Raw genomic sequence first — 16,911 nt, forward strand, 5'->3', positions numbered from 1 at the left:
GCCACAACGTGTTGGCGCCCTATCCGAGCTGAAACACCGGCACCTTCTGCTCATAGCCGCGCACCTCGACTTCGCCGAGCGCAACGGCATCGTCACCGTCGTTGCCCAGCGCCTCGCGCACCGTCGCGGAAATCAGGAGCTGCGAACCGAACTCCTTGTTGAGTGCCTCCAGACGGGAAGCGAAATTCACGGTGTCACCGATCACGGTGTATTCCTTGCGCCGGGGCGAGCCGATATTGCCGGCGACGACCTCGCCGAAATGAATGCCGATACCGATGCGAAGCGGCCAGCTCGTCTGCGCGTTGATGCGGTCCATCGCCCTCAGCATCTCGCGGCCGGCGGCGACGGCGCGCTGCGCCGCGTCTGACGCCTCCAGCGGCGCACCGAACAAGGCAAGAAAGCCATCGCCCAGGAATTTGTTCACGATGCCGCCCTGACGGTCGAGAATGTCCACCAGCACTGCAAAGGCGCCGTCGAGCCGGTCGACCACCTCCTGCGGAGTGCGGGACTGCGCCCCTGCCGTGAAGCCGCGAAAATCGACGAACATCACCGCGACGCGGCGAACATCGCCGCCCCCGCTGGTGCCCGCCGCCATCAGGCGCTCCACCACTTGCGGAGAGACGTGCTGGCCGAACAGGTTCGTCACCTGGTCGCGTGCGTTGGCCGCCGCGATGCTCGCGGCAAACTGGCGGCGCAGTTGCGCGCCGACGGCGCCCGCCAGCACACCGCAGATCAGGATGACGACGCTGCGCACGGCGTGGAAATACACCAGGGGATCGCCGGCCTCGTCCGCCGAATTGTAGTACAGCGCGACGGAGAGAAGCCCGGCTGCAGCCACAAAACCGGTGAATGCAGAGAGCCAGAAATCGAGCCGCAGGGTCGAAAGGATGACGAAGATGAAGTACATGAGCGGCACGGCGAAACCGAGCGCCTGGCTTGCGCCCATGGTGCGGGTTTGCAGGATCAGGATCACGGTCGGCAGTGACGTCTCGATCAGCGTGCCGATGTAGCGCCTGGCGACGGGTACGTCGCGACCGAGCCGCAAATTCTTTCTGATCTGGGTATGAACCCAGACCTCGAACAGAATGAAACCGGCAAGCAGAGCATAGACCGCGATAATTCCGTCCGATCCGCGCCATACCCGGTTCACCACGCCGGGGTCGATCAGATAGATCGAGGTGAGCAGCAGCATCATGATGCAGCCCGTCAGGATCAGTGCCCGCACCCGCAAGAGCTCGGTGCGCAACACCTCCCGTGTCAACTCGCGCTCGAAATCCTCCGACAGCACGGCATGGTGCCGCGTCTTCCTACTCGCAAACCTGACCATTTGCCCCTCGATTCCGGAAGCATTGTGCCTCAATCCAGGGTGCGGCGGAAGCGGGTCACGGCGATGGTCATGGCGAGCCCCATCAGGGCCGCCAGCGCCAGCGTGTCGAAGTGCAAATTCTGCATGCTCGCCCCCTTCAGCATGATGGCGCGGACAATGCGCAGATAGTGGGTCAGCGGCAGGCATTCGCCGACATATTGCGCCCAGGTCGGCATGCCCGCGAACGGGAACATGAAGCCGGACAGCAGAATGCTCGGCAGGAAGAACATCATCGACATCTGCATGGCCTGGAGCTGGTTCTGCACCACGGTCGAGATCGTGTAGCCGATCGACAAATTGGTGGTGATGAACAGGGTCGAGAGCAGTGCCAGCAGGAACAGACTGCCGAGCACGGGAACGCCGAACAGGCCGACGCCGATGCCGATGATGAGGAAGGCCTGCAGGAAGCCGACCAGCACGTAAGGAACGATCTTGCCGAACATCACCTCGACGGGCTTGATCGGCATCGAGAGCAGGCTCTCCATGGTGCCGCGCTCGACCTCGCGCGTGACCGACAGCGCGGTGAAGATCAGCATCGTCATGGTGAGGATGGTGCCGACGAGACCTGGCACGATGTTGAGGCTTGAGGATGCGGCCGGATTGTAACGGGCGTGCGCGCGGATCTCGAACGGCATCTCCGGGGGATCGCCGATATAGAGATCGTGCTTGAGCGCAGTCTGCACGATCATGCCGAGCGAACCGATCGCCGCACTGGCCGCCACCGGATCGGTCGCGTCGGCAGCGACCAGCAGCGCCGGCCTGTCACCACGCCGCACCGCGCGCTCGAAGCCGCGCGGGATCTCCACGCCGAACAGGACCTTGCCGGATTTCAGGAGGTTGTCGAAATCCTCGACGTCATGGACTTCGTAAAGGAAGCGGAAATAAGCCGTGTTCTCGAGAGCCTTCAGGATCGAGCGGGCGAGATCGGAGTCCTCCTGCAGCAGCACCGCGCTCGGCAGATGGTGCGGCGTGGTGTTGATGGCGTAGCCGAACAGCATCAGCTGCATCACCGGCAGCATCACGATCATCGCGAACGACACGCGGTCGCGCTTGAGCTGGATGAATTCCTTGATCAGCATCGCATAAGAGCGCCGCAGGAAACCGAAGCGCTCACGGATGTCGCGGCGCGGCGCGGGATGGTCGACGGCACTCATTGGAAATTGTCCTTGGAGCGCCCCATCAGTTCGATGAACACGTCTTCCAGCGATGGCGACGATTGGTGCCAGTGCAAGCCGCTTTTTTCCCGCCACGGCGCGATGCTGGCTTCGAGCGCGGCTACGTCGCGGCCGGAAACGTGGAGCGAGGTACCGAACGGCGCCACCATGTCGATCCCGGGCTTGCCCGTGAGCCCGGCGGAGAGCTCGTTCAGCCCCTCGCCCGTCACGGTGTAGGTCGTCAGCGCGGATTTCGCGATCACCTGCTCGACCGTGCCGTGCGCGAGCAGATGGCCGTAGGCGATGTAGGCGATCTCATGGCAGCGCTCGGCTTCGTCCATGTAATGGGTAGAGACCAATACGGTGAGGCCGTCGGCCGCAAGTGCGTGGATCTCGTTCCAAAAGTCGCGCCGCGCCTTGGGATCGACGCCGGCAGTGGGCTCGTCCAGCAGCAGCAATTGCGGATTGGGGAGCGTACAGGCCCCCAGCGCCAGCCGTTGCTTCCAGCCGCCGGAGAGTTCACCCGCCAGTTGCTCCTCGCGCCCTGAGAGCCCGATTCGCTTGATCATGTCGCGCGCGGCGCCGCGCGCGTCGGCGAGACCGTAGAGGCGCGCGACGAATTCGAGGTTCTCGCGCACCGAGAGATCCTGGTACAGGCTGAAGCGCTGGGTCATGTAGCCGACCTGCCGCTTGATCTTTTCGGCGTCGCGCAAAATGTCGTAGCCGAGACAGGTGCCCTCACCGCTGTCGGGCGTGAGCAGCCCACAGAGGATACGGATGGTCGTGGTCTTGCCCGAGCCGTTGGGGCCAAGGAAGCCGTAGATCGAGCCGCGCTTCACCTGCATCGATAGATCGTGCACGACCTCGCGGCCGCCGAACGATTTGGTCAGGCCCTTGACGTCGATTGCGATGCCGTTGTCGCCGTTCATCGCTTGTCCGCCACTGGGGTCTTCGGATTGAGATAGACGTCGATCGGTTGTCCAACCCGTAGCGCGTCGGGGCGCGAGGGCCGCGCCTGGATCAGATAGACCAGCTTGCTGCGCTCATCGAGGCTGTAGATGACAGGCGGGGTATATTCGGCCGACGTCGCGATGAAGTAGATCTTTGCGGTCAGATCGGCCGCGCAGTTGTCGCAGGAGACCCGCACCGTATCGCCGATCGCAAGCTTCGGCAGCGCGGTCTCCGGGACGAAGAAGCGCAGCTTCATGTTGCCGGGCGGCATGATCGACAGCACCGGACGCTGCGCCGCCACCATCTCGCCCTCGCGGAAATAGATCTGCTGGATGGTGCCAGCGACGGGCGCAAAGCCCTTGCGCCGCGCCATTCGGGTTTCCGACGTCGCCACCCGCGCTTCCGCGACGCGCAAGGCGGACACCGCGGAGTCGAGATTGGCCTGCGTGCCCGAGCCGGTCTTGCTCAGCGAGGCCGCGCGATCGTAGGTCTGCTGCGCGTTGGCAAGCGTCGCCTTCTGCTGGTTGAGATCGGCGAGCTGGAGATCGTCGTCGACGGAATAGAGGGCATCGCCAACCTTGACTTCATCACCCTCGCGGACATTGAGCTTCGTGACCCGGCCGGCTTCATCAGGGCTGACGAAAATCATGTCGGCTTCGACCCAGCCCTGAAAGCCGGGATCGCGCTTGTCGTTGCAGCCGGCAAGGCCGGCTGCGAACACGAGCGCCAATGCACCTAGAGAGAATAGCCGCGACGACCTCATGTCGTCCTCCGTTCGCCAAAAATCAAATCGAGATGGACGCGCAGCATCTCCTGCGCGTCGAGCGGCGCGTGCCGCGCAAACAGGCTTTGCCAGATCACCGCGATCATTGCGGGGGCGACCAGGATCTGCGGATAGCGCGCGAGGTCCTTCTCCCGGATCTCGCCACGGGCGATGCCCAGCTCGATCAGCGCGCGCATGGCGGCGATCCCGCGCGAGACGACCTCGCGGTAGTAGAAGTCGGCGACGGCGGGAAAGCGCGGCCCCTCCGCCACGATCAGCCGAACCAAATCGCCGCGCCTGGTGCCGATGACTTCTTTCAAGAAATTGCCGGCAAAAGCCTCGACGAGCTCCCGCACCGATCCCGTCGGCGGCGGCAGCGCAGTCAACTTCGTTACAACGGGCACGATGACGATGCGCACCAGCTCTTCGAACATCGATTCCTTGTCTTTGAAGTGCAGGTAGATGGTGCCCTTGGCGACGCCGGCACGCTTGGCGATGTCGTCGAGCCGCGTTGCGGCAAATCCGCGGGCGATAAACTCCTCCATTGCAGCGTCCACGATCGCCGCGCGCCGCTCCTGCGCGCGCGTAGCCCGATTCGATGCAGGCACATCTTCCTGGGGAGGCTTCGCGCTCTGGGCAGACTCATTGGTCAATTTGGTTGGCTTTCTCATGGGTCAATACTGACTGAACAGTCAGTCAACATCAAGCCTGGAGTCCATGGACCGAAAGATCGAATTAGTCTTGACTAATATATTAGTATTAGCTAATTGAATGGCATGATTGAAGCCGCTTCAAATCCCGTCACCACCGTGATGCGCGCCCTCGCCGATCCGACCCGGCGGGCCGTGTTCGAGCGCGTATTCGAGAGCAAGGAAATCACCGTCGCCGAGTTGACGCGCGGCAGCGGCGTGACCCAGGGCGCGATCTCGCAGCACCTGAAGTCGCTGAAACAGGCGGGCCTCGTCGCGGAGCGCGCCGAGGGCCGCAACGTCTATTATCGCGCCGCGCCGCAGGGGCTCGAACCGCTGGTCACCTGGATGGACCATTACGGCGTGTTCTGGCGCGAGCGTTTCCAGAATCTGCGTGACCTCTTGAAGGAGATCGATCCGTGAGTGCCGTGGCCTCCAAACTCCAGACCCAGGACATCGTCATCGACGAGGTCTTCCCTCACGCCGCCGCGACGATCTGGAAGGCGCTGACCAGCGCCCAATTGATTGCGCGCTGGCTGATGCCGCCGACCGGTTTCGAGGCCGTCGAAGGCAATACCTTCACCTTCAAGACCAATCCGGCCGGCGCGTGGGATGGCACGATTTATTGCCGCGTGCTGGAGGTCGTGCCGAACCAACGTTTCGCCTATGCCTGGAAGGGCGGCGACGACTGCAATACCGGCTACGGCTCGGCGCTCGACACCGTCGTCACCTGGTCGCTCACGCCGGTCGAAGCCGGGACGCGCGTGCGCGTGGTGCATTCCGGCTTCATGACGCCGACGAACGACACGGCTTATCGCAACATGAGCGACGGCTGGGTCAAGGTGCTGCGACGGCTCGATGCCGTCTCCGGCGAAGACAAGTGAGGCATCGCGATGGACAAGCCCTATACCGGCGGCTGCGCCTGCGGCGCGATCCGCTATTCGATTGCCGGCGAGCCCTTCTTCACCAATCATTGTCAGTGCCGAGACTGTCAGCGGGAAAGCGGCAGTGGCCACGGCTCGTACGCGACGTTCGCGCGGGCCGGCGTCACGGTCACTGGCGAGACCAGGCTTTGGGACATGGTCGGCGACAGCGGCAATGTGAAGACGCGCGGCTTCTGCCCGCAATGCGGCGTCGCGGTTTACCTGACCTTCGCGGCGATGCCCGACATCTTCACCATCCGCGCCGCAAGCCTCGACGAGCCCGCACGTTACAGGCCGCAGGCTGTCACTTACGCCGCGCGCGGCCACGGCTGGGACCACCTCGATCCCGACCTTATCAAGTTCGAAGGCATGCCGCCCGGATGAGGCGCTAGCCGAAATCAAGCACCATACGGCCATCAATCTTGCCGGCCTTCATCCGGTCGAAGACGTCGTTGATCTGCGCGAGCGGCACCTTCGTCACCTCGGCCTTCACCTTGCCGTCGGTCGCGAATGCGATGGCTTCGTCGAGGTCACGCCGCGTGCCGACGATCGAGCCGCGCACGGTGATGCGCTTGAGCACGACGTCGAAGATCGGCGTCGGGAATTCGCCCGGCGGCAGGCCGACGAGGCTGACGGTGCCCTTGCGGCGAACCATCTTCAGCGCCTGCGCGAACGCGGCGGTCGAGACCGCCGTCACCAGCACGCCGTGGGCCCCGCCGCCGGTTGCCGCAAGAACCTTGTCGACGGCGCCGGCTTCGAGCGCGTTGACCGCGAGATCGGCGCCGGTATCGCGCGCCAGTTCCAGCTTGTCCCCGGCGATGTCGATCGCCGCGACCTTGAGCCCCATCGCCTTGGCGTACTGGATCGCGACATGGCCAAGCCCGCCGACGCCTGAGATCACGACCCACTCGCCGGGCCTCGCCTCAGTCTCCTTCAGTCCCTTATAGGTGGTGACACCGGCGCACAGGATGGGCGCGATGGTGGCGAAGTCGACCGTCGCCGGCAGCTTTGCAGCGAAGGCGGCCGAGGCAATGACATATTCGGCGAAGCCGCCGTTCACGCTGTAGCCGGTATTGTGCTGGTGCTCGCACAGCGTCTCCCAGCCGGTCTCGCAATATTCGCAAGACATGCAGGCGTCGTGCAGCCAGGCAACTCCGACGGCATCTCCGACTTTCAAATTCTTCACGCCCGTCCCGAGCGCGGCGACGATGCCGGCTGCCTCGTGGCCGGGAATGAAGGGCGGTACCGGCTTCACCGGCCAGTCGCCGGAGGCTGCATGCAGATCGGTGTGACAGACGCCGCAGGCCTTCACCTTGACCAGAATCTCGCCGGGACCAGGCTGCGGCACCGGCACGTCCTCGATCACGAGCGGCTTGCCGAATTGCTTGACGATTGCGGCTTTCATGGTCGGCATCGGTCTGCTCCTGTGACTTTGGAGCAGAATAGCGACGACGCCCTCCACGCCTTTGATGGGGGTCAAACAGCACAAAGTTTGCGCAAGCCGGCCCCATCATGACACGACGATGACGACGTGCGGATGCCGGCGTGTCAGCTATGAAACTTCAGGCCGTCAACGATCTTGTCGATCACCTTGCGCTCGGCGCGCATCGCGATGCCGACGAGATTGAGGTCCGCGCGCGCTACCGCCCGCACCGCCTCGCGATTGGCCGCGTCGTGCGTGGTGCTGAACATGTCCTCGGTATAGACCGCCGGCTTGACGTTGCGCGCCAGCGCGCGGTCCAGCGCACGCGACAACGCCGGACCGTCGGCGCCGTAGATCAGGATCGGCTGTCCGATCAGGGCATGATATTTCGTGGCTGATGCGTCTTCATAGGCTTCGCCGATGCATTCGGGAAAAGCCGCGGCGATGCCGCTGGTGAGGAAGGACGCGACGTTGAGCTTTTGCCAGGCTTGAAGATCGGTACGGATCACGACCGCGATCTTGGTATCGAATTGCATGTGGTTCCTCGATTGTCATTCCGGATTGGATGCTACGCATCGCCCTGGAATGACGGCAAGACGAATCAGCACTCGAAAAATCAACCCTTGGCGTCGCAGGCCCAGGCGCGGATCACGCATTCCTTGCCGCCGTATTTGTAGCATTCGCGCGTGGCGGCATTGAGCGAGGCAGAGATCTTCGGCTTGACCGCATAGCCATACGCGCCGCAGGGGTTGGCGAGATCGACCGACATCGCGGCGCAGGCGCGCTTCATCGTCACGGTCGTGCAATCGCCCTTGCACTGCTTCTGCGCCGCGGCACGCGCTTCGTGCTCGTGGCCGTAATCAAAAGCCTGGCCATAAGCGCCGCACTTGCCGACTGCAATCGCGCCGGCGGCGTGGGCTTCGGTGATGTAGCGGGCGCCCGTGACGGCAATCGAAAGGACAAAGCAAAACATCGCGCAACGGCGCGCGACGGCGTTCGAAGACATGGAAAATCCCCTCCCCCCAAGGCAGGTGGAGGAACTCTAAGCGCGGGACCGTTTCCAGTTGGTGAACGAGCGGTTGAAATCGAACGATCGGGAGGTGCCGTAGGGTGGGCAAAGCGAAGCGTGCCCACAAGTCCAGACTGCAATTCGGAGGGATGGTGGGCACGACGCTGTGCGCCTTTGCCCATCCTGCGGCAGCGTCATCCGCCTCGGGCCGCCTCCAGCGCCTGCGGCGTGTCGATGTCGAGGAAGGCGCTCTCGCCATCGACCGGCACTTCGGCCACGGCCTCGGTGTGCTTGGCGATCAGATGGCGGGCGCCGACGTCGCCGTCGAGCGTCATCAGCTCCTTGAAGAAGCGGCGCGACCATAGCACGGGATTGCCGCGGCGGCCCTCGCTCACGGGCACGACGATGAGATTGCCGCGATCTGGCGCAAAGCCGTCGATGAGACGGTCGATCAGGCCGGCATCGATCAGCGGCATGTCGCCTAGGCACACCACGGCGCCGTCGCAAGTGTCGGGGACGGCAGCAATGCCTGATTTGACCGAGCTGGCGATCCCGCCGGCGAAATCCGGATTCTTCACAAACCGTACCTTCAGGCCCTGCAACGCCTGCTCGATCAGCTCGGTCTGATGGCCGGTGACCACGATCACCTCGGATGCTTTCGACGCCAGCGCCTGCTCGGTCGCGATCCGCACCAGCTTCTTGCCGTCGAGCTCGGCCAAAAGCTTGTTCGGTCCTCCCATCCGGGTCGAACGACCTGCCGCGAGCACGATGGCCGCGACCCGGCTGTTGCCCTCGATCTCGGGCGTCGCGCGGGGCTGCGGCCGCGTGACGATCTCCATCAGCAGGCCGCCCACGCCCATGCCCATCAGTTCGGCGCGCGTCACCTTGATGCCGGCGAGCAGCCGCATCAAGACCCAGTCGAAGCCATTCTCGACCGGCGAGCGGGCGCAACCCGGGGCGCCCAGCACCGGGACATCGCCGGCGCGGGCGATCAGCAGGAGATTGCCGGGATCGACCGGCATGCCGAAATGCTCGATCTCGCCGCCGATCCCCGTGACGGCCGCCGGGATCACGTCGCGGCGATCGGCGATTGCGGAGGCGCCGAACACGATGACGAGCTCGGCACCGAGGCCGAGCAATTCCTTGATCGCGGCCGAAAGCGCCTGCTCCTCGTGCGGCACGCGACGCTCGGCGATGATGCCAGCGCCGGCCGGCGCGAGCCGCTCCGACGTGACGCGCAGCGTCTTGTCGATCACCTTGGAGGAGAGGCCCGGCAGCAGCGTCGAGACCACGCCGACGCGCTTGATCACGTAAGGCGCGATCTTCAGCACGTTCCTGCCGGCGGCTCTCACCGCGGCATCGCGCAAACGGCTTTCGACGCCGAACGGGATGATCTTGACGGTGCCGACCATCTCGCCTTCGACCACCGGCTTGCATGCGGTGAGCGTCGCAAAGGTGATGGCCTCGTCGATACTGTTGATGCGGTCGACCGCGGCGCGGTCGATCACCAGCACGCCCGGACGTGCGGCAAACAGATTTGCGCGGCCGGTGAAAGCACGCTCGACATGGATGCCCTCGCCGCCGACGGCCAGCGCGATGCCGGCGGCCGCAACGTCCTCGGAGACGTCGCCCGCCTCCATGCGCACCACGACGATGTCCTTGATTCCGGCGCGCTCCAGCGCCTCAACCTCGGCGGCGCCGATCGTCGTCCCCTTCTTCAGCACGAGCGGTCCCTGGCGCAGCGTGTGGACGGTTACTCCGCCGATTGCATCCTTGGGACTCGCAGGGCCGAACTTCATGCCGCCTCTTCTTTTTCTTTGGGTGGCAGGCGTAGCACCGCTGTGATCTCCGCCATGATCGACACCGCGATCTCGGACGGGGAGACCGCGCCGATCGCGAGGCCAATGGGCGCGTGGATGCGCGCGATGTCGCTTTCCTTGGCGCCCTGCGCCCGCAGCCGGTCGCCGCGCTTGGCGTGCGTCTTCCGCGAGCCGAGCGCGCCGATATAGAAGCAGCCGCGCTCGAAGGCGTGCAGCAGTGCGGGATCGTCGATCTTGGGATCGTGCGTCACCGCGACGAAGGCGGTGTAGGCATCGACATTGAGCGGCGGCAGCGCGGTGTCCGGCCATTCGGCCACCAGCGGAATGTCGGGGAAGCGCTCGGGGCTCGCAAAAGCCGTGCGCGGATCCACGACCGTGACGTCGTAGCCGAGCGAACGCGCCAGCGGCGCCAAGGCCTGGCTGATATGGACCGCGCCGACGATGACGAGCTTCGCGGTCGGCGCATAGACGTTGAGGAACAGCTTCTTGCCGCCGGCCTCGACACTGGCGCTCTTGCCCATGCGAAGTTGCTTCTCGAGTTCGGCACGCAAGGGATCTTTTGCAAAATCCTTCGCCTTCACCAGGCGCTGTTCGCCGCTCTCGGTGTCGGTCACCAGGATTGCCGGGCGGCGCGCGGCGCGCTCGGCGTTGAGTTCGTGCAGGATCTCGAGCTTCACGGCTAACCCACCTTCTCGACGAAGACGCGGATGGTGCCGCCGCAGGATAGCCCGACATTCCAGGCGGTCTCGTCGGCGACGCCGAACTCCAGCATCCGCGGCTTACCGCTCTGGATCACGTCCATCGCCTCGGTGACCACGGCGCCCTCGACGCAGCCGCCGGAGACCGAGCCCAGGAACGTGCCCTCGTCGTTGATGACAAGGCTCGAGCCCGCCGGGCGCGGCGCCGAGCCCCAGGTCTCCACCACGGTGGCGAGCGCGACGCCGCGGCCGGCCTTCTGCCAGTCCTCCGCGGCCTTCAGAATGTCCTCGTCGCGATCGAGCATGGCATAACCTCTCAAGCTGCGGAACGGATCAGGTTGCGATGATGCGGCGGCAGCGGCCGCGAGAGCGTCGTAATCAGCTCCTGGATCGAGCTCAAATTATGTACCGGACGGAATTCGTCAACGTGCGGGAGCATCATTTTGATGCCCTGGGCCTTGGCCTCGAAGCCGCCGAACCGCAGCAGCGGATTGAGCCAGATCAGCCTCCGGCATGACCGGTGCAGCCGGTCCATCTCAAAAGCCAGCTTGGAGTCCGCCTCCCGCTCCAGCCCGTCCGATATCAGCAGCACGATGGCGCCCTGGCTCAGCACGCGCCGCGCCCACAATTTGTTGAAGTTGTGCAGCGAAGCCGAGATCCGGGTGCCGCCGGCCCAGTCCTCGACCGAGGCCGAGCAGCTTGCCAGCGCCTCGTCGGGATCGCGCTGGCGGAGCGCGCGGGTGACGTTGGTGAGCCGGGTACCGAAAAGGAACACCGAGACGCGCTTGCGCGCATCGCCGATAGCATGGAGGAAATGCAGGAACAGGCGGGTGTACTCGCTCATCGAGCCCGAGATATCGAGCAGCGCCACGATCGGCGCCGGCTTCTCGATCCGGCCGAGGCGATGGATTTCCACGATGTCGCCGCCGGTTCGCAAGGAGGCGCGCAGCGTGCGGCGCAGGTCAAGACGCAGCCCGCGCGCATCAGGCCGGTGGCGGCGCGTCAGGAGTTCGGCCTGTGGCAATCGCATCCGCTCGACGGCACGCAGCGCCTCGGCGATCTCCGCGGCGCTCATCTGCGCAAAATCCTTTTTCTGGAGGATTTCCCTGTCGGACACCGACAGCCGCAGATCCTGCTCCTGATGCTGCGGCGTCTCTGTCATGCGCGGCTGTGACATCGCCTCCTGCACGCGGCGGGAGCCGGCCTGCGGCTTCTTCTTGGCCTCGTCCGGCAGCGGCACCGAGTCCAGCATGTGCTTCCATTCTTCCGAGGCGCGGAAGAACAGATTGAAGGCCTGCTTGAAGATCAGCGCATGCTCATGACGCTTGACGAAGATCGCCTCCAGCGTGGTGAAGACGTCGGCGCGGTTGCCGATGTCGATCACCTGCAGCGCGCTCATGGCATCGATGACCGCGCCCGGACCGACCGGCATGCCGGCCGAGCGGAGCGCGCGGGCAAAGCCGACGATGTTGTCGGCGAATTGCTCGGTCTGCTCTGGGGCAAGGTGGTTGATGGCCATGGTCTCGTATCCATCCCGTCGTCATTCCGGGGCGCGCCTCTTGGCGCAAGCCCGGAATCCATACTCCCGATCGTGGTTATGGATTCCGGGCTCGCGCTACGCGCGCCCCGGAATGACGAACTCAATTCGACGCGCGATCAGTTCTCGCTCGTCGCTTCCTTCAGCACCTTCTGCAGGGTGTCGCCCTGCATGCGGGTGATGTCGTCCTGATACTTGAGCAACGCGCCCAGCGTGTCGCCGACCACTTGCGGGGTCAGCGAGCGGGCATCGAGTTCGGACAGCGCTGTGGCCCAGTCGATGGTCTCGGCGACACCCGGCGACTTGTAGAAGTCCTGGTTACGCAGAGCCTGGACGAAGCGCACGACCTGCTGCGACAGCTTCGCGGAGATGCCGGGCACGCGCGACTTGACGATCGCGAGCTCGCGCTCCGCGGCGGGATAATCAACCCAGTGATAAAGACAGCGCCGCTTCAGCGCGTCGTGAATCTCGCGCGTGCGGTTGGAGGTGATGATGACGATCGGCGGATGTGGCGCCTTCACGGTGCCGAATTCGGGGATCGTAACCTGGAAGTCGCTGAGAATTTCGAGCAGATACGCCTCGAACGCCTCGTCGGCGCGGTCGAGTTCGTCGATCAGCAGCACCGGGGGTCCTGCGACGTCGGGCTCGAGCGCCTGGAGCAGCGGCCGCTTGATCATGAAACGGTCGGCGAAGATGTCGCTCGACAACTGGTCGCGGTCGGTGTCGCCGGCGGCTTCCGCCATCCGGATCGCGATCATCTGCGCGGCGCTATTCCACTCGTAGACCGCGGAGGAGACGTCGAGACCCTCGTAGCATTGCAGGCGGATCAGCTTCCGCCCCAACGCGGCCGACAAAACCTTGGCGATCTCAGTCTTGCCGACGCCGGCCTCGCCTTCCAGAAACAGCGGCCGGCCCATGCGCAGCGAGAGATACGTCACAGTTGCCAGCGACCGCTCGGCGAGATAGCCGCGCGACGTCAGGAGTTCGAGCATCGCATCGACTGATGCCGGCGGGGTCGCTGAAGTCATGAAAAAGCCAGTCTCGCTACGCCCTCACCGGGACAAGTTTGGCCGAGGCGTGAGGTTGACTCACTCCTTGGCATTGGCGGCATCGAGGGCGCGCCGCGTCAGCACACCAATGAGATGCGCGCGATACTCGGCGCTGCCGTGGATATCGCTGTTGAGGCCCTCGGCCGGCACCTCGATGCCGTCGAGCGCTTTCGCGGCGAAGCGCTTCTTGAGGGCTTCCTCGAACGCCTCGACGCGGAAGACGCCGTCGGAGCCGGCACCGGTCACGGCAACCCGCACGTCCGACGGACGCCGCGCGACGAACACGCCGACCAGCGCATAGCGCGAGGCCTGGTTGCGGAACTTGATGTAGGCCGCCTTCTTCGGCAGCGGGAACATCACCTTGGTGATGATCTCGTCGGCTTCCAGCGCGGTCGAGAACAGCCCTTGGAAAAACTCCTCGGCCTTGAGGCGGCGCTTGTTGGTGACGATGGTGGCGCCCAGCGCCAGCACGGCGGCTGGATAATCTGCGGTCGGATCGTTGTTGGCGAGCGAGCCGCCGATCGTGCCCTTGTGACGTACGGCGGGATCGCCGATCTGGCTGGCGAGATTTGCGAGCGCCGGAATGGCCTCACCCACGATCGCGGAGCTTGCGACTTCGGCGTGCTTTGCAGTGGCGCCGATCACCAGCGAACGGCCCTTCATCTCGATCGTGTTGAGCCCCTCGATATGAGAGAGGTCGACGAGATGCGGGGGGCTCGCGAGGCGCTGCTTCATCACGGGAATCAGCGTGTGGCCGCCGGCGATGAGCTTGGCGTCTTCGTTCTTCACCAGGAGGTTGGCGGCCTGCCGCACGGTCCCGGGGCGATGATATTTGAATTCGTACATCTGAATGTCCTGATCGCGGGATCGTTGCGCGCGTTAGGCGAGATCGGATTTCGCCATCGCCTTGGCGCCGGCGGAGATCGAGGCGACGATGTTCTGGTAGCCGGTGCAGCGGCAGAGGTTGCCTTCCAGCTCTTCCCGGATCGTATGGTCGTCGAGCTCGTTGCCCTTGCGATGGACAATGTCGATAGCGGTCATGATCATGCCCGGCGTGCAAAAGCCGCACTGCAGGCCATGGTGCTCGCGGAAGGCCTCCTGCATCGGATGCAACGGCGCGCCGTCCGCGGCCAGCCCCTCGATCGTCTTGACCTCATGGCCGTCGGCCATCACCGCCAGCGTGGTGCAGGACTTTACGGCCTTGCCGTCGACATGAACGACGCAGGCGCCGCACTGCGAGGTATCGCAGCCGACATGGGTGCCGGTCAGGCGCAGATTCTCGCGCAGGAACTGCACCAGCAGGGTGCGGGGATCGACGTTGGCCGTAACTGGATTGCCGTTCACGATGAGGGAGATTTTTGCCATAAGCACTCTCTATCAGCGCCCCAACGGGTCCCGTCGAAGCGGTTCTTATAATTATTCCAACCCATCATATGGGCCATTATGCCCCGGGGCAACATCACCCGGGGCGCAAGGCGCCATGCCGAAGGCGCTGACCTTCAGCCCTGTACCGCCTTGGCGAAGTTCGCAAAAAATTCGTCGGCGAGCTTCTTGGCGGCGCCGTTGATGAGGCGTTGGCCGAGCTGCGCCAACTTGCCGCCGATCTGCGCCTCGACCTCGTAGGACAGCAGCGTGCCGCCGTCCTTCTCCGCCAGCTTGACCACGGCGCCACCCTTGGCAAAGCCGGCGACCCCGCCTTCGCCCTCACCCGAGATCTTATAGCCGTTCGGCGGATCGAGATCGGAAAGCGTGACCTTGCCCTTGAAGCGGGCCGACACCGGGCCGACCTTCATTTTCGCCGTCGCGCGAAAGCCGCCGTCCTCGGTCCTCTCGAGCTCCTCGCAGCCGGGGATGCAGGCCTTCAGCACCTCGGGATCGTTGAGCTTGGCCCACACGGCCTCGCGCGGCGCCGCAAGCTGGACTTCGCCGTTCATCGTCATGGCCATGAGGGTGCCTCCCGGATCGCGTAACTTATAGCGCTGATCAAGTAACGCAGGGACGCGGCAAAGGAAAGGGTGGCGGCCGGTCAAGTGCAATGCATATTCGCAACTGCAAAAGGACGTGTGAGCCGGGTTGGGGATTGGCACGGCCGGGCCATGGTGATTAGGTCGCGCGCAATATGAGCACCTCCCTCTCCCCCCTGCTCGCACCGATGCTGTCGAGCGCCGCCATGCGCGCGGTCTGCGATGATTGCTCGACCCTGCAGAACATGCTCGATTTCGAGGCAGCCCTGGCACGCGCGGAGGCCGCCACGGATGTGATTCCGGCCTCTGCTGTCGGAGCCATCGAGGCCGCCTGCAAGGCTGATTCCTTTGACATGGCGGCACTGGCCGAGGCCGCGACGCGATCGGGCAATCTGGCGATACCCCTGGTCAAGATGCTGACCGCCAAGGTCGGCAAGGCCGACACCGAGGCCGCGCGCTTTGTGCATTGGGGCGCCACCAGCCAGGACGTCATCGACACCGCGACCATGCTCACGCTTCGCGCCGGTATCGACGCTCTGGACACCGACCTCAGCCGCGCCATCAAGGGCTTTGCCGAGCTGGCTCGGACCCATCGCAACACCGCGATGGTGGCCCGGACCTGGCTCCAGCACGCACTGCCTATGCCGTTCGGCCTCAAGGCCGCCGAATATGCGGCAAGCCTCGCCCGCTCCCGCTGCCGCCTGCGGCGGCTTCGCCGCGAGGGCCTCGCCCTGCAATTCGGCGGCGCGGCCGGCACGCTCGCGGCCCTCGGCGACAAGGGGCTGGCGGTAGCCGAACGGCTGGCGCAGGAGCTGAGCCTGCCGCTGCCGGAAGCGCCTTGGCATACCCATCGCGACCGGATCGCGGAGGCCGCCTCGTGCCTCGCGATCCTCGCCGGCAGCTGCGGCAAGATCGCGCGCGACGTCTCGCTGATGATGCAGACCGACGTCGGCGAAGCGTTCGAGCCGGCCGGCGAAGGCCGTGGCGGCTCCTCGACCATGCCGCATAAGCGCAACCCGGTCGCGGCCGCCAGCGCGCTTGGCTGTGCAACCATGGCCCCACAGCTTGCCGCGACGATTTTTGCCGCGCAGGTGCAAGACCACGAGCGCAGCGCCGGCTCCTGGCACGCCGAATGGCCGACGCTGCCGCAATTGATGCTGGTCACCTCCGGCGCGCTGGCCGCCATTGTCGACATCGCAGAGGGCCTGGAGGTCGATGCCGCACGCATGCGCAGCAATCTCGATGCGACGCATGGGCTGATCATGGCCGAGGCAGTCACCTTTGCGCTGGCCGACAAAATCGGCAAGAGCGATGCGCATCATCTCGTCGAGGCCGCCAGCAAGCGTGCAGTCGCCGAGAAGAGACATCTGCGCGAGGTGCTGTCGGCCGATTCGCACGTCACCGCGCACCTCTCGCCGGAAAAAATTGCGGCATTGTTCGAGCCGATGGCCTATCAAGGGTCTTCCCAGGCCCTGATCGACCGGCTGCTCGCTTCATTGGATCTCCCTTGATGTCATTGCCGGGCTTGACCCGGCAATCCATCATCTTGGATAGATTCCCTTTCT

General features: G+C 64.8%; 20 protein-coding genes. 4 read left to right on the top strand and 16 right to left on the bottom strand.

Annotated features, from left to right (window positions below; genetic code table 11):
- Window positions 1-19: 19 nt before the first annotated feature.
- Genes JQ580_RS21530 through JQ580_RS21550 form a run of 5 tightly spaced genes read right to left on the bottom strand, consistent with a single transcriptional unit; the run spans window position 20 to window position 4,905 of the window.
- Window positions 20-1,327, bottom strand: coding sequence for an adenylate/guanylate cyclase domain-containing protein (locus tag JQ580_RS21530; protein WP_212282222.1), 1,308 nt, complete (start codon window positions 1,325-1,327; stop codon window positions 20-22).
- A gap of 29 nt (window positions 1,328-1,356) precedes the next feature.
- Window positions 1,357-2,520 (bottom strand): ABC transporter permease, encoded by a 1,164-nt coding sequence (locus JQ580_RS21535; protein WP_212282223.1) that lies wholly within the window; start codon window positions 2,518-2,520, stop codon window positions 1,357-1,359.
- Window positions 2,517-3,449: an ABC transporter ATP-binding protein gene (locus JQ580_RS21540; RefSeq protein WP_212282224.1), complete on the bottom strand. Its 933-nt coding sequence runs from the start codon at window positions 3,447-3,449 to the stop codon at window positions 2,517-2,519. Before JQ580_RS21540 ends, JQ580_RS21535 begins: the two co-directional genes overlap by 4 nt.
- Entirely contained in the window at window positions 3,446-4,234 is a 789-nt protein-coding gene (locus tag JQ580_RS21545) for an HlyD family secretion protein (protein WP_212282225.1), read from the bottom strand. The genes JQ580_RS21540 and JQ580_RS21545 overlap by 4 nt, the downstream gene beginning before the upstream one ends.
- Window positions 4,231-4,905 (bottom strand): TetR/AcrR family transcriptional regulator, encoded by a 675-nt coding sequence (locus JQ580_RS21550; RefSeq protein WP_249134336.1) that lies wholly within the window; start codon window positions 4,903-4,905, stop codon window positions 4,231-4,233. The genes JQ580_RS21545 and JQ580_RS21550 overlap by 4 nt, the downstream gene beginning before the upstream one ends.
- A gap of 105 nt (window positions 4,906-5,010) precedes the next feature.
- Here JQ580_RS21550 and JQ580_RS21555 point away from each other — a divergent pair, with 105 nt between their 5' ends.
- Genes JQ580_RS21555 through JQ580_RS21565 form a run of 3 tightly spaced genes read left to right on the top strand, consistent with a single transcriptional unit; the run spans window position 5,011 to window position 6,230 of the window.
- Window positions 5,011-5,346 (top strand): ArsR/SmtB family transcription factor, encoded by a 336-nt coding sequence (locus JQ580_RS21555; RefSeq protein WP_212282227.1) that lies wholly within the window; start codon window positions 5,011-5,013, stop codon window positions 5,344-5,346.
- The gene (locus JQ580_RS21560; protein ID WP_212282228.1) at window positions 5,343-5,807 is read left to right on the top strand and encodes an SRPBCC family protein; all 465 of its coding nucleotides are present in this window, start codon (window positions 5,343-5,345) and stop codon (window positions 5,805-5,807) included. Before JQ580_RS21555 ends, JQ580_RS21560 begins: the two co-directional genes overlap by 4 nt.
- Before the next feature lie 9 nt (window positions 5,808-5,816).
- Window positions 5,817-6,230: a GFA family protein gene (locus JQ580_RS21565; RefSeq protein ID WP_212282229.1), complete on the top strand. Its 414-nt coding sequence runs from the start codon at window positions 5,817-5,819 to the stop codon at window positions 6,228-6,230.
- A gap of 4 nt (window positions 6,231-6,234) precedes the next feature.
- Here the strand turns inward: JQ580_RS21565 and adhP are convergent, their stop codons facing one another.
- From adhP to JQ580_RS21620, 11 genes are all read right to left on the bottom strand, one after another.
- Window positions 6,235-7,260, bottom strand: coding sequence for an alcohol dehydrogenase AdhP (adhP, locus tag JQ580_RS21570; RefSeq protein WP_212282230.1), 1,026 nt, complete (start codon window positions 7,258-7,260; stop codon window positions 6,235-6,237).
- Window positions 7,261-7,394: 134 nt separating this feature from the next.
- The gene (locus tag JQ580_RS21575) at window positions 7,395-7,805 is read right to left on the bottom strand and encodes a DUF2000 family protein (RefSeq protein WP_212282231.1); all 411 of its coding nucleotides are present in this window, start codon (window positions 7,803-7,805) and stop codon (window positions 7,395-7,397) included.
- Window positions 7,806-7,885: 80 nt separating this feature from the next.
- On the bottom strand, window positions 7,886-8,275 hold the full coding sequence (locus JQ580_RS21580) for a DUF4189 domain-containing protein (RefSeq protein WP_212282232.1): 390 nt from the start codon (window positions 8,273-8,275) through the stop codon (window positions 7,886-7,888).
- Window positions 8,276-8,472: 197 nt separating this feature from the next.
- The gene (locus JQ580_RS21585) at window positions 8,473-10,077 is read right to left on the bottom strand and encodes an NTP transferase domain-containing protein (RefSeq protein ID WP_212282233.1); all 1,605 of its coding nucleotides are present in this window, start codon (window positions 10,075-10,077) and stop codon (window positions 8,473-8,475) included.
- The gene (locus tag JQ580_RS21590; RefSeq protein WP_212282234.1) at window positions 10,074-10,775 is read right to left on the bottom strand and encodes an XdhC family protein; all 702 of its coding nucleotides are present in this window, start codon (window positions 10,773-10,775) and stop codon (window positions 10,074-10,076) included. Before JQ580_RS21590 ends, JQ580_RS21585 begins: the two co-directional genes overlap by 4 nt.
- Window positions 10,776-10,777: 2 nt before the next feature.
- Window positions 10,778-11,101 carry an XdhC family protein gene (locus JQ580_RS21595; RefSeq protein ID WP_007602422.1) on the bottom strand — a complete coding sequence of 108 codons (324 nt, stop codon included), beginning with the start codon at window positions 11,099-11,101 and terminating at the stop codon, window positions 10,778-10,780.
- Between the two features lie 11 nt (window positions 11,102-11,112).
- The gene (locus tag JQ580_RS21600; RefSeq protein WP_212282235.1) at window positions 11,113-12,315 is read right to left on the bottom strand and encodes a vWA domain-containing protein; all 1,203 of its coding nucleotides are present in this window, start codon (window positions 12,313-12,315) and stop codon (window positions 11,113-11,115) included.
- Window positions 12,316-12,452: 137 nt separating this feature from the next.
- Entirely contained in the window at window positions 12,453-13,361 is a 909-nt protein-coding gene (locus tag JQ580_RS21605; RefSeq protein ID WP_212282236.1) for an AAA family ATPase, read from the bottom strand.
- A gap of 60 nt (window positions 13,362-13,421) precedes the next feature.
- Complete coding sequence (locus JQ580_RS21610; protein WP_212282237.1) at window positions 13,422-14,228, bottom strand: FAD binding domain-containing protein; 807 nt, start codon at window positions 14,226-14,228, stop codon at window positions 13,422-13,424.
- Window positions 14,229-14,261: 33 nt separating this feature from the next.
- Complete coding sequence (locus JQ580_RS21615; RefSeq protein ID WP_026201687.1) at window positions 14,262-14,747, bottom strand: (2Fe-2S)-binding protein; 486 nt, start codon at window positions 14,745-14,747, stop codon at window positions 14,262-14,264.
- A 134-nt stretch (window positions 14,748-14,881) separates the two neighbouring features.
- The gene (locus tag JQ580_RS21620) at window positions 14,882-15,328 is read right to left on the bottom strand and encodes an SRPBCC family protein (RefSeq protein ID WP_212282238.1); all 447 of its coding nucleotides are present in this window, start codon (window positions 15,326-15,328) and stop codon (window positions 14,882-14,884) included.
- A 173-nt stretch (window positions 15,329-15,501) separates the two neighbouring features.
- Here JQ580_RS21620 and JQ580_RS21625 point away from each other — a divergent pair, with 173 nt between their 5' ends.
- On the top strand, window positions 15,502-16,857 hold the full coding sequence (locus tag JQ580_RS21625) for a 3-carboxy-cis,cis-muconate cycloisomerase (protein WP_212282239.1): 1,356 nt from the start codon (window positions 15,502-15,504) through the stop codon (window positions 16,855-16,857).
- Window positions 16,858-16,911 lie beyond the last annotated feature (54 nt).

Source organism: Bradyrhizobium sp. SZCCT0148 (assembly GCF_018129985.1).
GTDB lineage: Bacteria > Pseudomonadota > Alphaproteobacteria > Rhizobiales > Xanthobacteraceae > Bradyrhizobium > Bradyrhizobium japonicum_H.